At 70.0% G+C, this 24668-nt stretch carries 28 protein-coding genes; 11 read left to right on the forward strand and 17 right to left on the reverse strand.

The genetic code is table 11. The annotated features are described in order from the left end of the window. Nucleotides 1-174 precede the first annotated feature (174 nt). From phoU to D7W81_RS15585, 17 genes are all read right to left on the reverse strand, one after another. Nucleotides 175-858 carry a phosphate signaling complex protein PhoU gene (gene phoU, locus D7W81_RS15505; RefSeq protein ID WP_120556149.1) on the reverse strand — a complete coding sequence of 228 codons (684 nt, stop codon included), beginning with the start codon at nucleotides 856-858 and terminating at the stop codon, nucleotides 175-177. Nucleotides 859-886: 28 nt separating this feature from the next. After that, nucleotides 887-1630, reverse strand: a complete 744-nt coding sequence (pstB, locus tag D7W81_RS15510; protein WP_120556183.1) for a phosphate ABC transporter ATP-binding protein PstB — start codon at nucleotides 1628-1630, stop codon at nucleotides 887-889. 47 nt (nucleotides 1631-1677) lie between these two features. Continuing rightward, nucleotides 1678-2589 (reverse strand): phosphate ABC transporter permease PstA, encoded by a 912-nt coding sequence (pstA, locus tag D7W81_RS15515; RefSeq protein ID WP_120556150.1) that lies wholly within the window; start codon nucleotides 2587-2589, stop codon nucleotides 1678-1680. Next, nucleotides 2586-3581 carry a phosphate ABC transporter permease subunit PstC gene (gene pstC / locus D7W81_RS15520; protein ID WP_208721319.1) on the reverse strand — a complete coding sequence of 332 codons (996 nt, stop codon included), beginning with the start codon at nucleotides 3579-3581 and terminating at the stop codon, nucleotides 2586-2588. The genes pstA and pstC overlap by 4 nt, the downstream gene beginning before the upstream one ends. A 58-nt stretch (nucleotides 3582-3639) precedes the next feature. Continuing rightward, nucleotides 3640-4464, reverse strand: a complete 825-nt coding sequence (locus D7W81_RS15525) for a phosphate ABC transporter substrate-binding protein (protein WP_120556151.1) — start codon at nucleotides 4462-4464, stop codon at nucleotides 3640-3642. A gap of 153 nt (nucleotides 4465-4617) precedes the next feature. Then, entirely contained in the window at nucleotides 4618-5307 is a 690-nt protein-coding gene (locus tag D7W81_RS15530; RefSeq protein ID WP_120556185.1) for a response regulator, read from the reverse strand. 70 nt (nucleotides 5308-5377) lie between these two features. After that, complete coding sequence (locus D7W81_RS15535; protein ID WP_120556152.1) at nucleotides 5378-5857, reverse strand: SixA phosphatase family protein; 480 nt, start codon at nucleotides 5855-5857, stop codon at nucleotides 5378-5380. 65 nt (nucleotides 5858-5922) lie between these two features. Then, nucleotides 5923-6378 carry a DUF1634 domain-containing protein gene (locus D7W81_RS15540; RefSeq protein WP_120556153.1) on the reverse strand — a complete coding sequence of 152 codons (456 nt, stop codon included), beginning with the start codon at nucleotides 6376-6378 and terminating at the stop codon, nucleotides 5923-5925. Beyond that, the gene (locus D7W81_RS15545) at nucleotides 6375-7238 is read right to left on the reverse strand and encodes a sulfite exporter TauE/SafE family protein (RefSeq protein WP_120556154.1); all 864 of its coding nucleotides are present in this window, start codon (nucleotides 7236-7238) and stop codon (nucleotides 6375-6377) included. Before D7W81_RS15545 ends, D7W81_RS15540 begins: the two co-directional genes overlap by 4 nt. Before the next feature lie 96 nt (nucleotides 7239-7334). Further along, nucleotides 7335-7571 (reverse strand): hypothetical protein, encoded by a 237-nt coding sequence (locus D7W81_RS15550; protein ID WP_120556155.1) that lies wholly within the window; start codon nucleotides 7569-7571, stop codon nucleotides 7335-7337. Next, nucleotides 7572-9338, reverse strand: coding sequence for a chloride channel protein (locus tag D7W81_RS15555; RefSeq protein WP_120556156.1), 1767 nt, complete (start codon nucleotides 9336-9338; stop codon nucleotides 7572-7574). Between the two features lie 101 nt (nucleotides 9339-9439). Continuing rightward, the gene (locus D7W81_RS15560) at nucleotides 9440-11011 is read right to left on the reverse strand and encodes a S1C family serine protease (RefSeq protein ID WP_158621606.1); all 1572 of its coding nucleotides are present in this window, start codon (nucleotides 11009-11011) and stop codon (nucleotides 9440-9442) included. Between the two features lie 186 nt (nucleotides 11012-11197). Continuing rightward, complete coding sequence (locus D7W81_RS15565; protein WP_120556158.1) at nucleotides 11198-12148, reverse strand: metallophosphoesterase family protein; 951 nt, start codon at nucleotides 12146-12148, stop codon at nucleotides 11198-11200. Between the two features lie 13 nt (nucleotides 12149-12161). Further along, nucleotides 12162-13523, reverse strand: a complete 1362-nt coding sequence (locus tag D7W81_RS15570; RefSeq protein ID WP_120556159.1) for a sensor histidine kinase — start codon at nucleotides 13521-13523, stop codon at nucleotides 12162-12164. Between the two features lie 7 nt (nucleotides 13524-13530). After that, nucleotides 13531-14211, reverse strand: coding sequence for a response regulator (locus D7W81_RS15575; RefSeq protein ID WP_120556160.1), 681 nt, complete (start codon nucleotides 14209-14211; stop codon nucleotides 13531-13533). Between the two features lie 135 nt (nucleotides 14212-14346). Next, nucleotides 14347-14835 (reverse strand): hypothetical protein, encoded by a 489-nt coding sequence (locus D7W81_RS15580; protein ID WP_120556161.1) that lies wholly within the window; start codon nucleotides 14833-14835, stop codon nucleotides 14347-14349. Then, nucleotides 14832-15704: a hypothetical protein gene (locus tag D7W81_RS15585; protein WP_120556162.1), complete on the reverse strand. Its 873-nt coding sequence runs from the start codon at nucleotides 15702-15704 to the stop codon at nucleotides 14832-14834. The genes D7W81_RS15580 and D7W81_RS15585 overlap by 4 nt, the downstream gene beginning before the upstream one ends. Nucleotides 15705-15889: 185 nt before the next feature. Between D7W81_RS15585 and D7W81_RS15590 the strand changes: the two genes are divergently transcribed. The 11 genes from D7W81_RS15590 to nrdR all read left to right on the forward strand — a co-directional run bounded on the left by D7W81_RS15590 (nucleotide 15890) and on the right by nrdR (nucleotide 24664). Beyond that, nucleotides 15890-16489: a YceD family protein gene (locus D7W81_RS15590; RefSeq protein ID WP_120556163.1), complete on the forward strand. Its 600-nt coding sequence runs from the start codon at nucleotides 15890-15892 to the stop codon at nucleotides 16487-16489. Between the two features lie 58 nt (nucleotides 16490-16547). After that, on the forward strand, nucleotides 16548-16736 hold the full coding sequence (gene rpmF, locus D7W81_RS15595) for a 50S ribosomal protein L32 (RefSeq protein WP_014395447.1): 189 nt from the start codon (nucleotides 16548-16550) through the stop codon (nucleotides 16734-16736). Nucleotides 16737-16756: 20 nt separating this feature from the next. After that, the gene (gene plsX, locus D7W81_RS15600; RefSeq protein WP_120556164.1) at nucleotides 16757-17818 is read left to right on the forward strand and encodes a phosphate acyltransferase PlsX; all 1062 of its coding nucleotides are present in this window, start codon (nucleotides 16757-16759) and stop codon (nucleotides 17816-17818) included. A gap of 45 nt (nucleotides 17819-17863) precedes the next feature. Further along, complete coding sequence (locus D7W81_RS15605; protein WP_120556165.1) at nucleotides 17864-18865, forward strand: beta-ketoacyl-ACP synthase III; 1002 nt, start codon at nucleotides 17864-17866, stop codon at nucleotides 18863-18865. A 28-nt stretch (nucleotides 18866-18893) separates the two neighbouring features. After that, nucleotides 18894-19832: an ACP S-malonyltransferase gene (fabD, locus tag D7W81_RS15610; RefSeq protein WP_120556166.1), complete on the forward strand. Its 939-nt coding sequence runs from the start codon at nucleotides 18894-18896 to the stop codon at nucleotides 19830-19832. After that, on the forward strand, nucleotides 19829-20581 hold the full coding sequence (gene fabG, locus D7W81_RS15615; RefSeq protein ID WP_120556167.1) for a 3-oxoacyl-[acyl-carrier-protein] reductase: 753 nt from the start codon (nucleotides 19829-19831) through the stop codon (nucleotides 20579-20581). Before fabD ends, fabG begins: the two co-directional genes overlap by 4 nt. Before the next feature lie 105 nt (nucleotides 20582-20686). Further along, nucleotides 20687-20935, forward strand: coding sequence for an acyl carrier protein (acpP, locus tag D7W81_RS15620; RefSeq protein ID WP_120556168.1), 249 nt, complete (start codon nucleotides 20687-20689; stop codon nucleotides 20933-20935). 94 nt (nucleotides 20936-21029) lie between these two features. Next, nucleotides 21030-22286, forward strand: coding sequence for a beta-ketoacyl-ACP synthase II (gene fabF, locus D7W81_RS15625; RefSeq protein ID WP_120556169.1), 1257 nt, complete (start codon nucleotides 21030-21032; stop codon nucleotides 22284-22286). A 102-nt stretch (nucleotides 22287-22388) separates the two neighbouring features. Next, nucleotides 22389-22835, forward strand: coding sequence for a ribose 5-phosphate isomerase B (rpiB, locus tag D7W81_RS15630; protein ID WP_120556170.1), 447 nt, complete (start codon nucleotides 22389-22391; stop codon nucleotides 22833-22835). Nucleotides 22836-22894: 59 nt separating this feature from the next. Beyond that, nucleotides 22895-24151 (forward strand): serine hydroxymethyltransferase, encoded by a 1257-nt coding sequence (gene glyA / locus D7W81_RS15635; RefSeq protein ID WP_120556171.1) that lies wholly within the window; start codon nucleotides 22895-22897, stop codon nucleotides 24149-24151. 9 nt (nucleotides 24152-24160) lie between these two features. Beyond that, nucleotides 24161-24664 (forward strand): transcriptional regulator NrdR, encoded by a 504-nt coding sequence (gene nrdR / locus D7W81_RS15640; RefSeq protein ID WP_120556172.1) that lies wholly within the window; start codon nucleotides 24161-24163, stop codon nucleotides 24662-24664. The last annotated feature ends 4 nt before the right edge of the window (nucleotides 24665-24668 follow it).

Raw genomic sequence — 24668 nt, forward strand, 5'->3', positions numbered from 1 at the left:
CCTGGAGGAGGAGGGCCAGGAGGCCCACTGCGGACGCGGCCAGGAGGAGACTGGAGGCGATGAGCATGTCGCCACCCTAGAAGCCCCACAAGGCGGGACCGGGGCGGCGGGACGGCGGGACGGCCAACTCGCCGTGACACCCCGGTGAAGCCGCCCGGCACCAGCCGCCGGGCGCTACTCCAGGTCGCGGCTTCGCGGGTGGCGCACGTCCTTGCCGCGCACCATGTAGATGACCATCTCCGCCACGTTGAGCGCGTGGTCACCAATGCGCTCCAGGTGCTTCGCGATGAACATCAACGCCGTGGCCCGGCGGATGTTGCGCGAGTCCTCCATCATGTAGGCCAGCAGCTCGTTGAAGATCTTCAGGAAGAGGGCATCCAGCAGGTCGTCCCCCTTGAGGACGTCCTCGGCCTTCGCCGCGTCCCCGGACACGAACGCATCCAGCGCCTTCTTCACCTGCTGCTGCGCCAGCTCCGCCAGCTTCGGCGTGTCCACATAGGGTGCCAGCGGCGGCACCTGGTTCAGGTCCATGGCGCGCTCGGCGATGTTCACCGCCAGGTCGCCAATGCGCTCCAGGTCGGTGACGATTTTCAGCGCCGTGGTGATGAGGCGCAGGTCGGACGCGGCCGGCTGGCGCAGCGCGAGGATGCGGCGGCACAGGTCGTCGATGTCGACCTCCAGCCGGTTCACCTCGCGGTCCGCGCCCACCACCTGCTCCGCCAGCGCCGAGTCGCGCTCGGTGAGGGCGCGGGTGCTCTGGGCGATGAGGGTCTCCACCTTGGCCCCCATGGCGAGCAGCTTCTCGCGCAGGTTGCGCAGGTCCTGCTCGAATGCCTTGTCGGTGTGCGTGGCCGCCATGTCGTCCTGTTCCGTCCTTCGCGGGCGTTCAGCCGAACTTCCCGGTGACGTAGTCCTCCGTGCGCTTCTCGTGGGGGTTGGTGAAGATCTGCTCCGTGGGGCCGCACTCCACCAATTCCCCCATGTAGAAGAAAGCCGTGCGGTCGCTCACGCGCGCGGCCTGCTGCATGTTGTGGGTCACGATGGCGATGGTGTACGTGGCCTTGAGCTCGTGGATGAGCTCTTCAATCTTCGCCGTCGCGATGGGATCCAACGCGGACGCGGGCTCGTCCATCAGCAGCACCTCCGGCTCTATCGCGAGCGCCCGCGCGATGCACAGACGCTGCTGCTGGCCGCCGGACAGCCCCAGGGCGCTCTCCTCCAGCCGGTCCTTCACCTCGTCCCACAGCGCCGCGCCGCGCAGGGACTTCTCCACCCGCGCGGCCAGCTTCGCCTTGTCCTTGAGGCCGCCCACGCGCAGGCCGTAGGCGACGTTCTCGAAGATGGACTTGGGGAAGGGGTTGGACTTCTGGAACACCATGCCCACGCGCCGGCGCAGGTCCACCACGTCCAGCGAGCGGTCGTGGATGCTGCGGCCGTCCAGGAACACGCTGCCGTCGTGGTTCGCGCCGGGGATGAGGTCGTTCATCCGGTTGAGCGAGCGCAGGAAGGTGGACTTGCCGCAGCCGGACGGGCCGATGAGCGCCGTCACCTTGTGCTCGGGGATGGCCAGGCTCACCTGCTTGATGGCCACCTTGCTGCCGTAGCGCAGGGTGAGCTCGCGGGCTTCCATCTTGTTGCGCGGCGTGGCGGAGGAGAGGGGCATGGGATGGGCGAGCGTCAGTGGCCGGCCGCGGCCTTGCGGCGCGTGCGCGTGCGGATGATGACCGCGACGAGGTTCAGGGCGAAGGTGAGCAGCAGCAGCACCAGCACCGTCGCGTACAGCAGCGGGCGCGTGGCCTCCACGTCTGGCGACTGCGTGGCCAGCACGTAGGTGTGGTAGCCCAGGTGCATGAACTGCGAGTTCAGGCTCGTGGGCAGGTCCGGCAGGAAGTAGGCCGCGCCGGTGAAGAGGATGGGGGCCACCTCGCCCGCGCCGCGGGAGATGGCCAGCACCGCGCCGGTGAGGATGCCCGGCAGCGCACCCGGCAGCACCACCCGCGCCAGCGTCTGCGACTGGGTGGCCCCCAGCGCGAGGCTCGCGGTGCGGTGCTCCTGCGGCACGGCGCGCAGGGCCTCCTCCGTGGAGACGATGACGACGGGCAGGGTGAGCACCGCCAGCGTGAGCGACGCCCAGAGGATGCCCGGCTGGGCCCAGTGCAGCTCCTCGTAGCCCAGCGCGTGGTCCAGGCCCTTGCCCACGAAGAGGATGAAGAAGCCCAGGCCGAAGAGGCCGAACACGATGGAGGGCACGCCCGCCAGGTTCGCCACCGCCACGCGCACCGCTCGCGCGAGCAGGCTGGAGGGTGGCGCGTACTCGTGCAGGTACACCGCCGTCAGCACGCCCACCGGCATCACCGCCAGCGTCATCAAGAGCGTGAGCGCCGCGGTGCCGAAGAGGGCGGGGAAGATGCCGCCGCCCATCATCCCGTCCGTGGGCGCCTGGGTGAGGAACGTCCAGGACAGGTGGCTCCAGCCGCCCCGGACGACGTCCAGGAGGATGAGCGCGAGCATGGCCACCATGACGAACGCGGCCAGCCCCGTGAGAGACATGAGTGACAGGCCCACGACCTTGCGAGTGGCGTGCTTCACCCCGCACCTCCCTTGAGCCGCTGGATGACCTTCTTCGTCCACACCCCCGCGAGCATGTTGAGGATGAAGGTGAAGAGGAACAGCTCCACGCCGATGAAGAAGAGCAGCGCGTAGTGCGGACTGCCCACCACCACCTCGCCCATCTCCGCGGCGATGGTGGCGGACAGCGAGCGCACCGAGTCGCCCAGGTTGGCGGACACGATGGCCGCGTTGCCGGAGGCCATCAGCACAATCATCGTCTCACCGATGGCGCGCCCGAAGCCCAGCACGCACGCGGCGAGGATGCCGGGGGCCGCCGCCGGGAGCACCACCTTCCACGCCGTCTCCCAGGGCGTGGCGCCCAGGGCCAGCGAAGCCTCGCGGTAGCTGCGCGGCACGGCGGTGAGCGCGTCCTCCGTCACCGTGAAGATGACGGGCACGATGGCCAGCGCCAGGCCCAGCCCCGCCACCACGGCATTGAGCCGCGACGTGAAGCCGAAGGTGTCCTGGAGGAACGACGCCATCACCATCAGCGCGAAGAAGCCCAGCACCACGGACGGGATGCCGGCGAGCAGTTCGATGGTGGGCTTGAGCACTTCCCGCAGGCGGCGGGGGGCGAACTCCGCGGCGAACAGCGCGCCGAAGATGCCCAGGGGCACGGCCACCAGCATGGACACGGCCGTCGTCTTCAGCGTGCCGATGAAGAGCGGAATCATGCTGACCTTGGGCACGCCGGACACCGGCTGCCACATGTATGCCAGGGGCTTTCCCTTCCGCACCAGCTGCGGGAGGAACATCTTGGAGAAGCTCGCCTCCTCGCGCGCCGCCGTGTCGGTGACGAGCAGCAGCGCCTCCTTCGCCACGAAGACGAGGATGAGCACCAGCGCGGCGATGCCCGTGAAGGCCACCGCCGTGATGAGCGCGGCGATGGCCTTCTCCTTCAGCTGCCGCCGCCGGGCCGCGGGCGACAGCATGGGCAGCGCCACCGGGGGCGCGAGGTCCTGCTCCTGCATGACGGCCTGTCTATCCAACATGGGACCCCCGCGCCGGGTGACAATCGCGTGACGGCGACTACTTCACAGGGAAGTAGCCGACCTGGGTGACGATGGCCTGACCCTCGGGGGACAGCGCGAAGTCGATGAAGGCCTTCACCTCGCCCGCGGGCGCCTTGCCCAGGTAGAAGAACAGGTCGCGCGACAGCGGGTACTTGCCGCTCTTCACGTTCTGCGCGGAGGGGGCGAAGGACTCGTTGCCCTTCTTCACCTTCAGCTCCTTGATGCCCTTGCCGTACGCGGCGCCGCCGTAGCCGATGCCGTTCTTCTCCTTGGAGACCGCGTTGACCACCGCGGCCGTGCCGGGGAGCGTCTGGGCCTCCGGGGCGAAATCCTCGCCGCCCAGCACGTGGTCCTTCACGAAGACGTAGGTGCCGGAGGAGTTCTCACGCGAGTACGGGACGATGGGGGCGTCCTGCCCGCCCACGTCCTTCCAGTTCGTCGTGTCGCCCAGGTAGATGGCCTTGAGCTGCTCCACCGTGAGCGCCTCCACCTTGTTGGTGTCGTTGACGTAGAAGGTGACGCCGTCCTTGGCCACGGACAGCGCGGTGGGCGCGGCCTTGTTCCGGGCCGTCAGGCTGTCGGACTCCGCCTTCTTGATTTCACGGCTGGACATGGCGATGTCGGTGGTGCCGTTCTGTAGGGCCGCCAGGCCCGTGCCGGAGCCGCCGCCCGTCACTTGAATCTTCGTGGCGGGGTTCTTCTTCATGAACGCCTCCGCCCAGCGCTGGGCGAGGATGACCATGGTGTCCGAGCCCTTCACCGTCACCGTGCCTGCCTGGGCGGAGAGCGGGAGGACTGCGAGCCCGAAGGCGACGAAGCTTGAGAGCAGAGTCTTCTTCATGAGGTGTCTCCTCTAGAAACGTGCCTGTATCCGCAGGGTGAACAGTCTTCGGGCGTCTCGAGGGTGTCGAGAACCCGTGTCGATCTATGGGCCCGATGTGGCTGTTTGACGGCCCCTGCGTGACAAATGGGTGACGGCAGGGGGGGAGCTTGCCTACCCGGCCGCCGGGTCCACGATGCGGTAGCCCACCCCGCGCACCGTCTCCAGCAGGGCGCGCGCGGGGCCCAGCTTGTCGCGCAGGCGCATCACGTGCGTGTCGATGGTGCGCGTCTCCAGCGCGCTGGACAGGCCCCAGACCTGCTCCAGCAGTTGTTCCCGCGTCTGCACCCGGCCCAGCCGGGCCATGAGGTACTCCAGCAGGCGGAACTCCAGCGCGGTGAGGGGCGTCTCCTTCTCCTCCACGAAGAAGCGGTGCTGGGTGACGTCCAGGCGCAGGGGGCCCAGCGCCAGGGGCGGCGAGCCCTCCACGGGCGCGGACGTGCGCCGGAGGATGGCCTTGAGCCGGAGCACCAGTTCGCGCACGGAGAAGGGCTTGACGACGTAGTCATCCGCGCCGACCTCGAAGCCGCGGATGCGGTCCGCCTCCTCGCTCTTCGCGGTGAGCATGACGATGAGCACGTCACGCAGGCGGGGGGTGGCGCGCAGGTGGCGGCAGACCTCGATGCCGGACAGGTCCGGCAGCATCAGGTCCAGCAGCACCACGTCCGGGGACTGCTCACGCGCGGCGGTGAGCGCCGCCTCCCCGGTGAAGGCCACGCGGGTGGTGAAGCCCGCGCCGCGCAGGTTGAAGTCGATGAGCTCCGCCAGGTCGCGCTCGTCGTCGACGATGAGTACGTGGGACATGTCGGGCACGTACTGTGCGCGCATCGCTTCGCGCCTACGTGACGCGCCGGCAACAAGTACGTCACGTCCGTCACGGGCGCCGCAGGGGACGTCCCGGGGCCGCCATCCATTGCAGGGAGAAGGTGCGCCCCTCGGGCCGCAGGGCGACCGCGCAGCCCTTGCGGAACTTGTCCGGCAGGGCCTGGCCCAGCGCGAGCGCGGCGGCGCGCTCCAGGGAGGGATTGTGTCCCACCAGCGCCCAGCCCGGCCCCACGTCGCGTGCCAGCTTCAGCACGTTGCGGGCCGCGCCCTTCATGGGGACGAGCGCGGGGTGAACCTCCACGTGGGACAGGCCGAGCGCGTCCGCGAGCAATTCCGCGGTCTGCACCGCGCGCACCAGGGGGCTGGTGATGATGCCCATGAGCGGCGTGAGGCGCGTGAGCTTCTTCGCGTGCTGCCGGAAGGCGGCGCGGCCCTGGGGGGTGAGGGCGCGGGCTTCGTCGCCCAGGGCGTGGGAGTCCTCGGCCACGGCGTGGCGCACGAGGAGGAGGGGCAGGTCGCGGTCGGCCATGGGCGCGCGTTGTAGTGCGATTCCAGGCCGCGTGGATGTGACGAACGGGTGGACTGCCCTGTGGCTTACTCCACGCCGCCCAGGAGGAAGGCGAGCAGGAGCAGCGCGAGCACGCTGGTGGTGATGGCGGCGAAGGTGCGGTCCTTCTGCGCGCGGAAGATGCCCAGGGACAGGGCCACGCGCAGCACGGGCACGGTGATCATCACCAACAGCCCCGCCATCACGAAGGACTGGCCGCGCACGGCCATGACGCCCTCGAAGACGTCCGGCAGCCGGTGCGGCGCGGAGTCCGGCGAGGTGAGGCGCTGGAGTGCGTCCGGCGACGAGAAGTAGTCCGGGTGGCGGAAGAAGGTCATCACCATGCCGCAGGTGACGAGCGACAGGCTGAGCAGCACGCCGCCGCGCAACAGCTGGCTGATGAGCAGCTCCGGAGTGAGCGGCACCACCTCCTCTGTGACGGCGGTGGTGGTGGCGGCGGCCGTCTCGCGCGGAGACGGAGGTTCGGCGGGTTCCGGGCTCATCCGTGGATTCCCTTGGACAGCATCTCGTATGACACCCAGAGCAGGACCGCGATGAAGAGCATGCGCAAGGAGCCGCTCTTGAGCTTCGTGAGGTAGCGCGAGCCCGCGAACGCGCCCAGCGTGACGCCCACGCAGACGGGGCCCGCGATGAACGGGTCGATGTCGCCGCGCGCGAAGTAGATGCCCGCGCTGGCCGCCGCGGTGACGCCAATCATGAAGTTGCTGGTGGCGGTGGAGACCTTGATGGGCAGCCCCATCGCCAGGTCCATGGCCGGCACCTTCAGCGCGCCGGAGCCGATGCCCAGCAGGCCGCTCACCGTGCCCGCGATGTACATGAGCCCCAGGCCCACAAGCGGACGGTGCACGCGGTACGCCACCTCACCGCCGGTGGACACGTCGTAGTAGCTGCCATGCAGGCCCAGCCGGTCCGCGAGCGCATCCGGCGGCGGCTCCTTCCGGGGGCGGTCGTCCTCGCGCAGCTTGCGCAGCATCGCGAGCGCCGAATAGGCCATCACCGCGCCGAAGAGGAAGTACAGCGCGCGGCCCCCCACCATGCCCGCGAGCATCGCACCCGTGACGGCACCCGCCACGGTGGCCACCTCCAGGAACATGGCCACGCGCATGTTGGCCAGGCCGTCGCGCACGTACGCCGCCGCCGCGCCGCTGGACGTGGCGATGACGGACACGATGGACGCCCCCACCGCGTAGCGGATGTCCACCTTGAGTACGAGCGTGAGGACGGGGATGAGGATGAGGCCGCCGCCCAGACCCAGCAGCGAACCCAGCAGGCCCGCGCCGAAGGAGATGCACAGAACGATGGCGACGAAGTTGAACGGAGTGGCGTCCAAGACGGCGGCCATCTTCCTCCCAGCCTTCCCGCATGCAAGCGCTTCACGCGAAGCCCGCCTGGTTGCCTGCCCCGGGGCGTCCCCGGAGGGCAGGGGAGATGTGGGCCTTCAACGTTGCGAGGGCGCGTCGGACGGCTGCGTGTCCGGAGGCTGGGGTACGGGCCACCCCTGGAACAGCGGCCACCCCCGGTAGGGATTGCCTCGGGTGGGCTCTTCCGCGGGTTCCGGTTGTTCCGGAGGCTGGCCGGGCCGCGGCGGTGTGCGCAGGAGCACCCACGTCAGCACGAGGCACAGCAGGCTCATCGCGACGATGCTCCACGCGCGCGTGCGGGGCTCCAGCTCCATCTAGAAGCGCCCCCGCTTGAGCAGGTCACCCTTGGAGAGCGAACCCAGCAGGCGCCGGCGTCCGTCCACCACGGGCAGCCGCTCCAGCTCCGTGTGGCCGAACCTCGCGGCCACCTCCGCCAGGGACAGGTCCGGGGTGATGGGTTGCACGCCGGTGTCCATCACGTCCGCGGCCACGGTGGCCTGGAGCAGCGAGTGGTCCGGCAGATGGCCCTTGAGCGCGTCCAGGCTGATGACGCCCAGGAGGCGCCCCTCCTCGTCGGTGACGTAGAGGTCCGCGCCCGCGGGCTGCTCCAGGAGCAGCACCACCACCTCGTCGAAGGTCGCGGAGGGCGGCACCCGCTGCGTCGCCGGAGACAGGATCGAGCGCACCCCTTCCTCCCGCAGCCAGTGCGGCACGGAGGCCGGAACGCGCACGTCGCGCTTCGCGAGCACGGACGTGTAGAGCGACTCCGGCTCCAGCCGGCGGCTGACGACGGCGGCCACCACCGCGGCGAGCATCAGCGGGAGGATGAGGTCGTAGTCACCGGTCATCTCGAAGATCATCAGCACCGCGGACACGGACGCATGCGTGGTGCCCGCCAGCACCGCCCCCATGCCGAGCAGCGCATAGGCCCCGCTGGGCGCCGCGCCGCCCGGAAACGCGTGCTCCACCAGCATCCCGAACGCGCCGCCCAGCAGCGCGCCGAAGAAGAGGGACGGGGTGAAGAGCCCGCCCGGCACCCCCGCGCCCGCGCACAGCGACGTCACCGCCAGCTTCGCCAGCGGCAGGATGAGCAGCAGCGCGAGGGGCAGCGTCCCGTGCAGCGCCATGTTCACGGAGTCGTAGCCGTTGCCCATGAGGTACGGCCCCGCGATGGCGGTGAGGCCCACCACCGTCATCGCGACCAGCGGCATGAACGGCGTGAGCCACGAGGGCAGCCTGTCCAGCAGATCCGAGGCGAGGTTGATGCCGCGCACGTAGAGCGCGGAGGCCCCGCCCACGAGCACTCCCAGGAGGAGGGCCAGCACCAGCTCGCGCGGGTGGGTGAGGGCGTAGTGGGGGATGACGTAGCTGGGGTGGTCCGCGATGAGCGTGCGCGACACGAGCGTCGCCACCACGCACGACACGACGATGGGGCCGAAGAGCTCCAGCGCGAAGCTGCCCAGCAGCACCTCCAGGCCGAAGAGTGCCGCGCCAATGGGGACGTTGTACGCGGAAGCGATGCCCGCTGATGCGCCGCACGCCACCAGCACGCGCGCCTGGCCCGGCCCCAGCCGCAGCCACCCGGACAGCGCGGATCCACTGGCCGCGCCCGTCTGGAGGAGCGCACCTTCGCGGCCGAGCGGTGCGCCCAGTGCCACCGCGATGATGGAAACGAAGCCGCGCAGGAGCGCGCGAGGGAAGGGCAGCCGGCCGGACTTCACCCAGATGGATTCGATGATGCCCGCGGTGCCGTGGCCGCGAAGGGGCTGGCCCACCACCAGCGAAACCAGCGTCACCAACGCTCCGCCCAGCACCGGCACCAGGAACCGGCGCCACCCGGGGGACGCGAGCGCGCCTTCCAGAAAGTGCTCCGAGTGGGTCTGCCAGAACAGGTGCTGGGTGAAGCGCAGCACGGCGAGCAGCGCGACCGCGCCCAGGCCGGAGATGAGCCCCACGCCCACCACCAGCGCCCAGAAGCGCCGCTCCTGCCCCAGGAGCCCCCGGAGGATCCGCCGCAGCCAGGGCGAGGGCTCCCCCGTCCTCAAGTCAGGATTCACGGCTCCGGCTGTGGGTTCGGGCATGGCCTCCACACCTGTCCAATGTACGGAGGCGGGAAGGGCCTTCCCGGGACCTCACTTCATTTCCCCGGTGCGCCTGCCTGGTGGATGGCCCTCCTGGCGGACTACCTGCCCGACGGAGTCCTGGCCGCCTTGCCCTGGGGGCTGCGCGCGGGCTGGCGCGCGTCGGACGCGCGGGGCGGCGTGCCAGTGGGAGGCGGTCCTTCGGGTTCACCCGACAGCCCCAGGTGGATGCCGGGAGGCGGCGGGTTCTTCAGCACGGATTCCGTCCGCGTCGCGGGCTCGGTGGTGTCCGGCGCGAAGCGGTCCGCCAGCTCGGCCGCGGTGTCGCTCAGGTCGCGGTGCGCGACGATGGTGCGCTCCAGTGTCTTGCCCAGGCGGGCGGACGTGTCGAAGGTTTGCCGGGATTCATCCGACCCTGGCAGCGAGTCCTGGTACGAGAACGCGAGCGTCGCATCCCGGCGCAGCGCATCCAGCAGCCGGGCCAGTTGCTGTTGCAGCTCCGCGTCCTGCTCCGCGCGAGGCCGCTCCAGCAGGCCCCGCTCGCCACCGAACCAGACGCGCCCCACCTTCCCGAAGCCCTCGTCCGCGGAAGGGACGGGCAGGTCCTCCATCACGAGGAGCGGGTGCACGCGGCGCGGGAAGTCCTGCTCGTACAGCGCGAAGAGCAGCGTGCCGTCCGCGCGCGGGAACACCGCCGCGGTGCGCGAGCCGAAGGGGAAGAAGGGCGTGGCGGACACCTCCGCGCGCTTCGCCACCCGGGCGCGGGCCAGCGCGTCCAGCGGCGTCGTTCCTTCCTGGGCGCGTTTGGGCGTGCGGCGCAGGTTCGTCATCAGGTCGCGCGCCTGGTCGATGCCCACCACCACGTTGAGCGCGCTGCCTCGCGAGTAGCCCGCGTGGTAGACGCCCACCAGCTCGAACTCGCCCGTCTTGCAGGAGATGGCGAGCACGGGCGACCCCGAGTTGCCCTGCGACAGGAGCGCGTCGATGACGAAGTCGTCGTGGTACCACTCCTTGTATTCGTCGCGGTCGTAGGCGGAGATGACCTTGCCCATGTTGGTGGCGTTGAAGACGCCCAACGGGAAGCCGCGCACGTCCACCACGTCGCGCTCGCGCACGGCGGCGCTCCTGCCCACCTTCCAGGGCATCACCGTCAGCGGCGCCTTGGACTTGATGACGGCCAGGTCCAGCTGCGGATCCACCACCGCCTTGGACAGCGGGATGTCATCGCGGTCGTAGTGGTCCGCCTCGTTCTCCACGATGCTCAGGCCGTCCTTCACGCGCTTGCAGCCCGAGGGCACATTGTCCACCGGGTGCGCGTCGCTGGTGACGTCCGGCCACTCCACGACGTGCTCGTTGGTGAGCAGCAGCGTCTCCCCGGCCTGCTGCCGGTAGGCGAACGCGGTGCCGTGCGCGGACACCGGCGTGCGCGTGCGGCGCACGTTGCCCTCCGCGCCGTAGGACAGGCACTCGTACACGGCGGTGCTGCGCACGCAGTACGTGTACTTCTTCTGCATCGCCTGCTCGAAGGCCCGCGCCTTGGGGGACAGCGCGCTGTAGCTGTCCGCGTATTCGCCCTCGCAGTACGGCGCGGGCGGCGGGGCAGGGGGAGTCTCCGCTTCGGTGGCGGTGAGGGACACCGCCATCACCGACAGTCCGACCATCCACCCGACCATGGCCCCTCCCGCGTTGTCGTCGCCTGAGGTGTTGCTAAGAACCGGCGCGCCCTCGTGCATCTGTGCGCGCGGGAGAGCAGGCGCATTTCACGGTGCGAATAGCCCGCTGTCCGTCAGAAGTGACGGCACGCCTGTCCATTCCCGGACGGGCCTGCCCCACGCGCACGCACCCGGTGGGCGTTCGCCTCACCCGTCCAGGTCGTTGAGCGCGTCGGGCGGCAGCGGCGAGGCGCCCGTCACCGTGCCGTCCAGGTCCAGCGGCAGCGTGGACGGATCAACCTCCGGCGGAGGGTGGTTCTCGAAGGGCGCGGCGAGCGCGGGACGCGCGCCCCCAGCCCCCGGCGGCGGACGCAGCACGGGGCCCGGCGGAGGAAGCCCCGAGTGCCGCCGCGCGGCCTCCATCAGGGCGTTGTGGTGGCGGTACCGCGCCTCCACGAGCTTGTGGATGAGCAGCGGCCCTCCGGGCACGCGGCGCGCGGTGAGGGCCTGGGTGGCCTTGCGCACCGGGTAGCGCACGCGGCGGATCTGCACGCGCCAGCCCTTGGGGGTGAAGGTGAAGACGCCGTAGGCGGGGCGCAGGTCGCCGTCGCGAGGGATGCCGGCGCTGGCCACGTCCGCGATGAGCATCCGGCCCACGCGCCGCCGGTAGGGGAAGTGCAGGTGCCCGAAGGCGCACGCGGCCGCGTCCAGGTGCGTGAAGAAGCGGCGGATGGCGTGGTCGTCCAGCGTGGGGTCCAGCGACTCCTCCAGGTTGCGGGGGTTCGCGTGGCAGATGAACAGGTCCTGCCCCTTGCGCGGCGTGTAGCGCAGGGAGAAGGGCATTTGTCCCAGCTGATGGAGCAGGGACTCACCCAGCTGGTCGCGCGTCCAGCGCAAGAGCTCCGTCTTCCAGTGGTCGCGCTCGCGGTACGCACCGCCCAGGTAGTTGCCGGCGAGGTACGCGTCCGTGTTGCCCATGATGAGCGCGTGGCACTTGCTGAAGAGCAGCTCCACCGTCTCGCGCGGGTGAGCGCCGCGCAGCGCCAGGTCTCCGGCCGCGACGATGTAATCCGGCGCCACCGATTTGGTGATGTCGTCCAGCACGGCCTCGCAGGCCGGAAGGTTTCCGTGAATGTCCGCGAGGATGGCGACCCGCATGGCCGCCCCCATCCTAGCCCGTCGCAGCCGTCGGGCCAGCCGCCGAGGGTAGAAAAATGACGAAGGTACTGCCCGCGTTCGGCTGGCTCTCCACCTTCACCTCGCCATCCATCGCGCCCATCAGGTGCTTCACGATGGAAAGGCCCAGTCCCGTCCCCCCCATGTCCCGGCTGCGCCCCTTATCCACCCGGTAGAATCGCTCGAAAATCCGGGAAAGATGCTTGGACTCGATTCCCACGCCTGTGTCGCGCACACGCACGACGCACCGGCCGCCCTCGTACGCTCCGTCCACGTCCACCCGGCCGCCGGCGGGCGTGTACTTCACCGCGTTGTCGAGCAGGTTGAGGAGCACCTGCTCGATGGCCCGCCCATCCCCCAGCGCCACCAGCCCTGGCGGCACGTGCAACCCGATTTGCTGGTTCTTGCCCTCGGCCTTGGGGCGCACCCCTTCAGCGGCGCGGGAGACGGCCAGCGCCAGGGGCACCTCCGTGCGCTGGAAGGTCATCTCGCGCGCCTCCAGGCGGGAGAGCTCCAGCAGGTCCTCCACCAGCTCGGAGAGGCGTTCGGACTGGCGGTGGATGATCTCCACCATCTTCGGGGCCACCTGGGTGTCCTGGAGCGCGCCGCCCTGGAGCGTCTCCGCGTAGCCGCGGATGGCGGTGATGGGAGTGCGCAGCTCGTGGGAGACGTTGGCCACGAAGTCCTTGCGGACCTTCTCCAGCCGGCGCAGCTCGGTGACGTCGTGGAAGACGGCGGCGCTGCCGGGCAGGTCGCGCCCCACGGGCGTCACTCGCACGGCCAGGGTGCGGGAGTACAGCCCCTCGAGCGTCAGCTCCAGCCGCGTGGAGGCGCCTTCATGGCAGGCGCGGGCCACCGCGTCATTGAGGGCCTCGTTGCGGATGAGCGCGAGCGGCCGCTGGCCCACGATGGCGCCTTGCGCGGGCCGGAGCATCTCCGCGAGCGCATCGTTGTGGCGCACCACGGTGCCCTCCGCGTCCGTCACCCACAGCCCCTCCGCCATGCCGTCCAGCACGGCGGTGAGGATGCGCGCCTCCTGGTTGAGGGCGGCGGCGCGCATGGACAGCTTGTCGTCCAGCGTGTCGATGGCGTCTTCCAGCTGCGCCAGGTCGTCCGTGCGCTCCAGGCCCGCGGGCGGCGCCACGTCCATGCCCGCGGCCAGCGACTGCGTCTTCTGGGTCAGCGCGCGGAGCTGCCGCTCCATGGCCACGCGGCTGGTGCCCAGCGCGAGCGCGGATCCCGCCAGCGTGACGAGCCCCGCGGCGAGCGCGCCCGCCGGGTGCCCGAAGAGCACGAGCAGCGTCGCGACCAGGAGGGGAGGGACGAGCAGGGCCAGGAGCGTGAAGCGCAGGGGCATGACGGCCTCACGGAGGGCTGAGCTTGTAGCCCACGCCGCGCACGGTCTCGATGATGTCGCCCGCGGGGCCCAGCTTCTCGCGCAGGCGCTTGATGTGCGTGTCCACGGTGCGCGTGTGGATTTCGGCCTGGATGCCCCAGACGTCGGACAGGAGCACCTCTCGCGTCTGCACGCGGTCGCTTCGCTCCAGCAGGGTGCGCAGCAGGCGGAACTCCAGCGCGGTGAGGATGATCTCCTCGCCTTTCACCCGCACCTGGTGGCGCGACGTGTCCAGGCTGATGTCGCCCGCGGCCAGCACCGCGGCGGGGCCCTCCTCCGCGTCCGCGCGGCGCAGCACGGCCTTCACGCGCAGGAGCAATTCGCGCACGGAGAAGGGCTTCACCACGTAGTCGTCCGCGCCCAATTCCAGGCCCTGGATGCGGTCCGCCTCCTGGCCCTTGGCGCTGACGATGACGACCGCGGCCTTCTTCATCTCCGGGTCGCTCTTGAGCATGCGCAGGACTTCACCGCCCGCCACGTCCGGCAGCATCAGGTCCAGCAGCACCAGGTCCGGAGGGTGGGCCCGCGCCCGGGCAAGCCCGCCCGCGCCGGTGTTCGCCGTGTCCGTCTCGAAGCCCGCGGCGCGGAGGTTGTACTCGACGAGTCCGGCCAGGTCCTGCTCGTCCTCGATGATGAGGATGCGCGCCATGAAGGGTGCTCCCGCGAAGGGATGGAATGCGTGGCGTCCCGTAACAGATTCGTTCCGGCCCGCTCGGGACATCCATGTGACATCCATGCGCCATGCCCGCCCGTCTCCCCACCAGGGTACCGGCGCCCGGCGGCTTCAGCGCGCGAACACCGGGTCACAGGCTTGCGAGGTCAGCTCGATGGGGGCCGCCACCAGGGTCGCGTTGGTGCCGGAGTTCACCTCGCGCAGGTAGTTGCAGGAGCTGCCCAGGAAGCGGGTCGGGGTGTCGGCTGTCAGCGCCTCGATGACGAGCGCGTAGTCCCGGCCCACCGGCACGTCCACCGCGAGCCCCATGGCCGCACCGCCGGGTGCGGAGGGGAAGCGCAGCGTGCGCCCCGTGTTTCCATCCGCGTCCTTCAGCTCCAACAGGTCGTCCGGGTCCACCTGGGTGGACAGGCAGGTGCGCTGCAGCTCCGTGCAGTTGCGCTTCGCGCCGTCCTTCAGCACCGCCACCTGGTAGGCACCCACCTGGCTGGCGACGGCGCGGCTCAGGGTGAGGTCCAGCCCCAGGGGCAGGGGTTCGTCAACGGCGTCCGGCCCGCAGCCCGCGAGCAGGGCCAGCATCAGCCATACCGGTCGTCTCATGGCGCGGCGTCCTCCACGCGAATAGTGATGGGCACCCGGCCGCGCTCCTCGGACGAGGACAGGGCCACCACCCCGGCCGTGCCGCCAATGGCCACCGCGCCCACGGCCACCCAGAGCCAGGGGCTCTTGTACCAGGGGCGGCTGGCGCCTTCCGTCAGGGCCGTGGCCGGCGCGGTGCGCGACGCCACCTGGAAGAGGAGCGGATGGAACGGGTCCCCGCGTCCGGCGAGCCGCCGCTGGGCCGCGTCCACGACCTCGAAGTAGTACTCCACTTCATAGGGCGTGCTCTCCACGGGCAGCTCGTACGCGGGCAGCACGGCCACGTAGTGCTCGGCCCGCGAGCGGTCCCGGACGAAGTCCACCGACGAGAAGCCCTGCGCCCCTGCGCGCCGGTAGAACATCCGGGCCCGGGCCCCCAGCGCCATGTCCCGGAGGACGGCGTCCACCTCCACGCGCTCGCCCGGCACCGGGTCCGGGATGGGGTCCACCTCCAGGGTGACGGGGTGGACGCGGCGGTGGCGCAGGTCTTCTTTCAGCTTCGCGAAGAGGTCGCGGACCTTGGGGGGCGCGGAGCGGGGCAGCTCGAAGTCCGGCCGGGCCTGGAGCAGCTTCTCGTACGCCCCGCGCGCCAGGGGTTCGTCGCCCAGGTAGAGGGCGGTGAGCCCCTGCAGGCGGTAGAGCTCCACCAGCTCGTCGTCCGTGACGTCGGGCGCATCCAGCCCGCCCCGCACCACGTCCAGGGCCTCCTGGAAGCGGCCGGCCTCCAGCAGGGCCTTCGCCGCGTCGATGGCGGGACTCGTGGGGCCGAGCTGGAAGAGGAGGGGAGGCAGGGGAAGGGGCGCACGGGCCTGCGCCGGCAGGGCGAGCATCAGCCCGAGCCCCCAGACACAGAGTGCGCCCCGCGAACGTCGGGCGGGGGCGCGCATCAGATGGAAAGCTACCAGAGCAGTGTTGAGTGGATCCACGCGGCACGGCTTGGTAGTCCAACCCGGCGTGTTGACTGACGGGGGGAGTCCCTCTATGTTGCGCGCCCTTTTGCCGGGAAGCCTTGTAGATGGTCGTAAAGATTGAACAAATCAAAGATGCGGGGCTGAAGCTCGACGAGCCCATCGCTCCCGGGGTCCTCAAGGAGGCCCTGGAAGGTCAGGGCTCCGGAGAGGGCACTGGCTTCCAGGCGACCGCTCCGTCGACGCTCCAGGCCACCCTGCGCAAGGTCAGTGGCGGCGTGCTGCTGTCGGGCGGCTTCACGGTCCACGTGGGCGCGCCCTGCAAGCGCTGCCTCGCGGACGTGACGCTGGACCTTCCCGTGTCCTTCACCATCAACCTGGTGCCGGAGTCCCTGGCCCGGGGCGATGACTTCAAGGACGACGACGAGAAGGCCATGGAGAAGAAGGAACGCACCCAGGGTGAATCCGGGGGCACCTTCCAACTGGGCGAGGCGGACGAGCAGCTTTTCGATGGGAAGACGATCGATCTGGATCCGATCATCCGGGAACAGGTATTGCTCGCGCTTCCGATGAGCGCGGTCTGTCGGGAAGACTGCCAGGGGCTCTGCTCGCAGTGCGGCCAGAACCTCAATGAGAAGAAGTGCGGCTGCGAGCCGAAGGTCGTTGACCCTCGACTGTCGCCGCTGAAGAACATCAAGTTGAACTGACGGTCCCTATGCCCCTCGCAAGGCGCGAGGGGGGACGGGTCCGATGCCGAGGTGAGCCGTGGGAGTTCCCAAGAAGCGGACGTCGAAGATGCGCCGGGACCGTCGTCGGGCCGGCAACAACAACCTGCGGACCCCCGTGCAGGTCATCAAGTGCTCCAAGTGCAAGGAGCCCGTGATGCCGCACCGCGCCTGCGCGGCCTGTGGCAACTACGGTGGCCGTGAAGTCATCGCGACCGCCGCGGAGTAGTTGAAAGCGGAAGGCTGCCGGTGCGGCTCGTCCTCGACGCGATGGGTGGCGACCACGCCCCCGACGCCGTCGTGGACGGGGGCGTGCTGTTCGCGCGAGCGTTTCCCGGGCACGAACTCGTGCTGGTCGGGGACGCCACGCGTGTACGTCCCGTCCTCGAGCGCGCCGGCGCGCCCGCCAACGTGCACCTCCACCACGCGTCCGAAGTGGTGGAGATGGACGACCCCGCGACCGCTGCGTTCCGGCGCAAGCGGGACTCCTCGCTCCGGGTGGGCTTCGAGCTCGTCCGGCAAGGGGAGGCGTCCGCCTTCGTGTCGGCGGGCAACTCCGGCGCGGTGATGGCTGGTGGCATGTTGACGCTCGGCCGGATCCCCGGCGTGGAGCGTCCCGCCATCGCGGCCCTGTTCCCGGCCCTCAAGGGCGAAGGCCGCTGCCTGCTGCTGGACGCGGGCGCCAACGTGGACTGCCGCCCCTCGCACCTGGCCCAGTTCGCCGTGCTCGGCGAGGCGTATTCGCGCACGCGCCTGGGCGTGAAGCGCCCCCGGGTGGCGGTGCTCTCCAACGGCGAGGAGGAGTCCAAGGGCACGCAGCTCACGCGGGACGCGAGCGCGCTCCTGCGCCGCTCGGACCTGGAGTTCGTGGGCTACGTGGAGGGCAAGGACCTGTTCTCCGGCGACGTGGAGGTCGTCGTGACGGACGGCTTCACCGGCAACATCGTCCTCAAGACTTCCGAAGGCGTGGGCATGGGCATCACCGGCCTGCTGCGCTCCGCCATCGAGAAGCGCGGCGGCCTGCCGGAGAAGCTGGGCGCGCTCTTGCTCAAGCCCACCCTGTTGGGGCTGCGCCGCGTCATGGACTACGCCGAATACGGCGGCGCGCCGCTCCTGGGCCTCCAGGGAGTGGGCATCGTCGCGCACGGCCGCTCTTCCCCTCGCGCCATCCACAACGCGCTCGTCACCGCGCTGCATCACGTGCGCGCGGGCGTGCAGGAAGAGCTGACGCGCTGCATCGCCAATGCCGCCGCCTGGCTTCCTCCCCACCAGCGGGGAAGGAAGGCGGACGGGGACGAAGGCGCCGATTAGAGCGCGCCGGCCATGCGTTGGACTCCGACGACTTCCGGAGGCCTCTTGGCACGCACGCACATCATCGGTACCGGTTCCTATGCCCCCGCGCAGGTCCTGACCAACCAGGACCTGGAGCGCCTGGTGGACACGAGCGACGCGTGGATCCGCGAGCGCACCGGCATCCAGGAGCGCAGGCAGGCCGCACCGGATGAGGCGACGAGCGACCTGGCGGTGCAGGCTTCCCGCCACGCGTTGGAGATGGCCGGCGTGGCGCCCGGCGACCTGGACCTCATCGTCGTGGGCACCGTCACCGCGGACATGCCCATGCCGTCATGCGCCGCGCTGGTGCAGGCGAAGCTGGGGGCGAAGCGCGCCTTCGCCTTCGACGTGTCCGCCGCGTGCGCCGGGGGGCTGTACGCGCTCAGCGTCGCGGACCAGTTCGTGCGCACCGGACAGGTGAAGCGCGCGCTCGTCGTGGGCGCGGACCTGCTCACCCGCGCGGTGGACTGGACGGACCGCAACACCTGCGTCCTCTTCGGGGACGGCGCGGGCGCCCTGGTGCTGGGCGCGGAACCGGATGCGGAGGACGACGCCATGGCGCCGCGCGGCATCCTCTCCACCCACCTGCGCACCGACGGCGAGCTCGCGAACCTGCTCTGCATCCCCGCTGGCGGCTCCCGCACCCCTGTCACCGCGGACAACGTGGATGCAAATCTTCACAAGCTCAAGATGAACGGGAAGGAAGTCTTCCGCTTCGCGGTGCGCGCGCTGGTGGAATCCACGCAGGCCTCCCTGGGGGTTCACGGCATGGACACGACGCAGGTGGACCACGTCATCGCCCATCAGGCGAACCTGCGAATCCTGGAAGCCGTGATGGAGCGGCTGGAGATTCCCAAGGAAAAATGCTGGCTCAACCTGCACAAGTACGGCAACACGTCGTCCGCCTCGTTGCCCATGTCGCTGGACGAGGCGCAGCGCGCCGGCCGCCTCAAGCGCGGGGATGTCATCGCGATGATGGCCATTGGGGCGGGGATGGCGTGGGGCAGCGCGGTGGTGCGCTGGTAGGCAGGACGACACAAGGAAGGACCGCAACATGGCGAAGGTCGCGTTCGTGTTTCCCGGGCAGGGCAGTCAGGCCGTGGGGATGGGCAAGGACCTCTACGAGCAGTTTCCCGAAGCGCGGGCCGTCTTCGACGCCGTGGACGACGCGCTGCACGAGAAGCTCTCCACCACCTGCTTCCAGGGCCCCGAAGAGGCGCTGAAGCTCACCGCCACCACCCAGCCGGCCATCCTCACGGTGTCGGCCGCGGTTCACGCGGTGTTCCAGAAGCGCGGCCCGGCCCCGGCGTTCGTCGCGGGCCACTCGCTGGGCGAGTACTCCGCGCTAGTGGCCGCCGGCGCGATGGACCTCCAGGACGCGGTGCGGGCCGTGCGCGCGCGCGGCACCTTCATGCAGGAGGCGGTGCCCGTGGGCACGGGCGGCATGGCCGTCATCCTGGGCCTCACCCCGGACGCGGTGAAGGCCGCCTGCGACGCCGCGGCGGAAGGGCAGGTCGTGTCCCCCGCCAACTACAACTCGCCCGAGCAGACGGTCATCGCGGGCCACGCGGCCGCGGTGGAGCGCGCGGGCGCGAAGTGCAAGGAGGCCGGGGCCAAGCGCGTGATGCCGCTGCCCGTCTCCGCGCCCTTCCACTGCGCGCTGATGGACCCCGTGAAGCCGCGCCTGGCGGAGGTGCTGGCGGGCGTGCGCATCCAGGCGCCGTCCGTGCCGGTGGTGAGCAACGTGGAGGCGAAGCCGAACGCGGACGCCGCCCGCGTGGTGCCGTTGCTGCTGGAGCAGGTGAGCGCGCCGGTGCGCTGGATTGAGTGCGTGGAGTCGCTCAAGGCGAACGGCGTCACGCACGTGGTGGAGCTGGGGCCGGGCAAGGTGCTGGGCGGGCTCATCAAGCGCATCACCAAGGACATCGAATCGTTCAACGTCGAGAACGCCGCGACCCTTGAGAAGGTGCTCGCCGCGCTGGGGGCAGCATGAGCGAGGGCTTCAAGGACAAGGTGGTGCTGGTGACGGGCGGCTCGCGCGGCATCGGCCGGGCGTGCGCGCAGGCCTTCGCGAAGGCGGGCGCATCCACCGTGGTCATCAGCTACGTGGGCAACGAGGCCGCCGCGCAGGAGACGGTGGGTCTGCTCCAGCAGGCGGGCGCGAAGGCGGAGGCCGTGCGCTTCGACCTGGCGGACACCGCCGCGTGCGCGGCCGCCATCGATGGCGTCGTCAAGACGCACGGCCGGTTGGACGTGCTCGTGAACAACGCGGGCATGGCCATTGACGGCCTGGTGATGCGCGTCAAGGACGAGGACTGGGACCGGCAGATGGACACCAACCTCCGGGGCGCCTTCGCGCTCATCCGGGCCGCCAGCCGGCCCATGATGAAGCAGCGGGCGGGTGCCATCATCAACATCACCTCGGTCGTGGGGGAGATGGGCAACCCGGGGCAGGCCGCCTACTCGGCCGCCAAGGCGGGGCTTATCGGCCTGACGAAGTCGGTGGCCAAGGAGCTGGCCAGCCGGAGCATCCGCGTCAATGCCGTGTCCCCCGGCTTCATCGGGACGGACATGACCTCCCACCTGGACGACGAGCTGCGGCAGAAGATGGTGGGCGGCATCGCGCTGGGCCGCCTGGGCAACCCGGAGGAGGTCGCCGGGGCCGTATTGTTCCTCGCGAGTGATGCGGCGTCCTACATCACCGGCGAGGTCCTGAAGGTCAACGGCGGCATGTACATGTAAGCCAAGGTTGGATTGCCGCCGGGCGTGGGATATACCGCGCCCGCCTTGAAGACGGCCCGCGAATCAAACGGCGGGCCCCATCTGGAGCTGGAGGGTTCCGCACGTATGTCCACCACCGCAACTGACGTGGAAGCCAAGATCAAGTCCATCATCGCCGACCAGCTCGGTGTGGGTGAGGATGAGATCAAGCCCGAGTCGTCCTTCATCGAGGACCTGGGCGCGGACAGCCTCGACATCGTCGAGCTGGTCATGGCGATGGAAGAGGAGTTCGAGGTCGAGATTCCGGACGACGAGGCGGAGAACATCAAGACCGTCGGCGACGCCGTGAACTACGTGAAGACCCACAAGAAGTAGGCAGGGCAGTCGCGACACCCGGGAGTGTCGGGGCCTTAAGGGGAGCGCCCTTCACCGGCGCTCCGCGCCCCATCGCGGTCAGCGGAGAAGAACAGTGTCAAACCGTCGAGTCGTCATCACCGGCACCGGCATCATTTCAGCGCTGGGCACCGGCACCGAGAAGAACTGGCAGGCGATGCTGGCCGGCCAGTCCGGTATCAGCACGATCACCCGTTTCGACCTGGGGAAGCTCGACGCGCGAATCGCGGGCGAGGTGAAGGACTTCCAGCCCGAGCAGTTCATCGACAGGCGCGAAGTGCGCCGGATGGACCTGTTCGCCCAGTACGCGATGGCCGCGGCCGACATGGCGGTGAAGGAGTCGGGCCTGCCCATCGGCCCTGACGCGCCCCATGGCTACCAGCCGGAGCGCGTGGGCGTCATCGTGGGCTCCGGCATCGGCGGCATCTCCTCCCTGGAGGAGCAGCACCGCAAGGGGCTGGAGAAGGGGTTCGACCGGTTGTCGCCCTTCTTCATCATCCAGATGATCATCAACATGGCGCCTGGGCTCATCTCCATGCGCTACAACTGCAAGGGCCCCAACTGGTCCCCGGTGTCGGCGTGCGCCACCAGCGCGCACGCCATCGGCGAGGCCTGGAAGTCCATCCGCCTGGGTGAGACGGACGCGGCCATCGCGGGCGGCGCGGAGGCGGCCATCACGCCCCTGGGCATGGGCGGCTTCTCCGTGATGAAGGCCCTGTCCACGCGCAACGACGACCCGGCGCGCGCCAGCCGTCCCTTCGACAAGGAGCGCGACGGCTTCGTGATGGGCGAGGGCGCGGGCATCGTGGTGCTGGAGGAGCTGGAGGCCGCGAAGAAGCGCGGCGCCAACATCCTGGCGGAGGTGGTGGGGTACGGCGCCAACTCGGACGCGTACCACGTCACCCAGCCGGCCCCGGAGGGCGAGGGCGCGGCGCGCTGCATGCGCCTGGCGCTGGCGTCCGCGGGCATGCGGCCGGACCAGGTGGGCTACGTCAACGCCCACGGCACGTCCACGCCGTTCAACGACGCCAACGAGACCAAGGCCCTGAAGGCCGTGTTCGGCGACCACGCGCGCAAGCTGGCGGTGTCGTCCACCAAGTCCATGACGGGCCACATGCTCGGCGCGGCGGGTGGCGCGGAGGCGGTGGTGAGCGTGCAGGTGCTCACGAAGAACGTGCTGCCGCCCACCATCAACATGACGTCGCCGGACCCCGACTGCGACCTGGACTACGTGCCCAACACGGCGCGCGAGGCCCGCGTCGACGCGGTGATGAGCAACTCGTTCGGCTTCGGCGGCACCAACGCGGTGCTGGTGTTCAAGCGCTTCAGCTGACGGCCTTCCGGCCCGCTGCCCCCTGAAACGGGCGGCGGCGGGCAGGGGCCTTCCATCCTGGCCCCGCCCTCGAGGCGCGGGCCCCGCCTTCGGAGTCCGGCCGTGAAAGTCATCCTCGCCTCCGACCACGCGGGCATCGAGCTGCGCCAGGAGCTGGTGTCGCTCCTGAAGGAGCGCGGCACCGGCTTCCAGGACCTGGGCCCCCAGACGCGTGAGTCCGTGGACTACCCGGACTTCGCCTCGCAGGTGGCCCGCGCGGTGGTGGCGGAAGAGGGCACGCTGGGCGTGCTGGTGTGTGGCACCGGCATCGGGATGAGCATCGTGGCCAACAAGCACCGGGGCATCCGGGCGGCCCTTTGCACCACCGAGTTCGAGGCGCGGATGACCCGCGCGCACAACGACGCCAACGTGCTGTGCCTGGGCCAGCGCGTGGTGGGCGCGGGCGTGGCGCGCGGCATCCTGGAGGCCTTCCTCTCCACCGCCTTCGAGGGCGGCCGCCACGAGAAGCGCGTCCAGAAGATTCGCGACGTCGAGGCCCAGCAGCGCTGAAGGGCTTGGAAGACGTCACTTCGCAGTTCCGTTCGTTCGTACGCCAGGAGGCAACCCCCATGGAGAACACCCGCACGCTGTCCCAGGTGGATCCTGAAATCGCCCAGGTGCTCCGGCACGAGACGGAGCGTCAGGAAGAGGGGCTGGAGCTCATCGCCTCGGAGAACTTCGTCAGCCCCGCGGTGCTGGAGGCGGTGGGCTCCGTGCTCACCAACAAGTACGCGGAAGGCTACCCCGGCAAGCGCTACTACGGCGGCTGCGAGGTGGTGGACGTGGCGGAGAACCTGGCCATCGCGCGCGCGAAGGAGCTGTTCGGCGCGGACGCGGTGAACGTGCAGGCGCACTCCGGCAGCCAGGCCAACATGGGCGCCTTCATGGCGCTGATGAAGCCGGGCGACACCATGCTGTCGCTGGACCTGAACTCCGGCGGCCACCTCACCCACGGCGCGTCGTTCAACTTCTCCGGCAAGCTCTACAAGGTCGTCCACTACGGCCTGTCGCGCGACACGGAGACCATCGACTTCGCGCAGGTGGAGTCCCTGGCCCTGGAGCACAAGCCCAAGGTGCTGGTGGTGGGCGCGAGCGCGTACCCGCGCACGCTCGACTTCGCGAAGTTCCGCGAGATCGCCGACAAGGTGGGCGCCGCGATGCTGGTGGACATGGCCCACATCGCGGGCCTGGTGGCCGCGGGCGTGCACCCGTCGCCGGTTCCCTTCGCCGAAATCGTCACCACCACCACGCACAAGACGCTGCGCGGCCCGCGTGGCGGCATGGTGCTGTCGCGTGAGGCCTTCGCGAAGACCATCAACAGCCAGATCTTCCCCGGCATCCAGGGCGGCCCGCTGATGCACGCCATCGCGGGCAAGGCGGTGGCCTTCAAGGAAGCGCTGTCGCCGGAGTTCAAGACGTACCAGCGGCAGATTGTCGCCAACGCTCAGGCGCTGGCGGAGGCGCTGAAGTCCGCCGGCCTGCGGCTGTGCTCGGGCGGCACGGACAACCACCTGATGCTGGTGGACCTGCGCGCCAAGAAGCTCACCGGCAAGGTGGCCGAGGACGTGCTGGGCAAGGCGGGCATCACGGTCAACAAGAACATGATCCCCTTCGACCCGGAGAAGCCCACGACGACCTCCGGCGTCCGGGTGGGCACCCCGGCCATCACCACGCGCGGCATGCGCGAGGCGGAGATGGCGGTGGTGGGCCGGCTCATCGGGCAGGCGCTGGATGCCGCGCAGGACGACGCGGCGCTCGCGCGGGTCAAGGGGCAGGTGAAGGAACTGGCGCAGGGCTTCCCGCTGTACGCCTCGCGGCTGAAGTAACCCAGGCCCGTGCGCTGCCCCTTCTGCCAGGACCCGGAGAACAAGGTCATCGACTCTCGCGAGTCGCACGAGGGCTCCGTCATCCGGCGGCGCCGCGAGTGCCTGGCCTGCAAACGCCGCTTCACCACGTATGAGCGGGTGGAGGAGCTCTACCCGCTCATCGTGAAGAAGGACGGGCGGCGCGAGGCCTTCGACCGCGAGAAGATGCTCAACGGCCTGAAGAAGGCCTGTGAGAAGCGCCCGGTGTCCGCCGCGCAGCTGGAGGCGACGGTGGAGGACATCGAGCGGATGCTCCAGGGGATGGGGGAGAAGGAGGTGCCCTCTTCATCCATTGGCGAGCACGTGATGCGGCGGTTACAGCAACTGGACGAGGTGGCCTACGTTCGCTTCGCGTCCGTGTACCGCAGCTTCCGGGACATCTCCGAGTTCATGCACGAGCTGAAGGACCTGCTCGAGGACCAGGAGCGTGAGCGCAAGGCGAAGCCGCCTGTGACTCCGCCCAAGGACGGTTAGGAAG

The sequence above is a fragment of the Corallococcus aberystwythensis genome (genome assembly GCF_003612165.1).
Taxonomy (GTDB): domain Bacteria; phylum Myxococcota; class Myxococcia; order Myxococcales; family Myxococcaceae; genus Corallococcus; species Corallococcus aberystwythensis.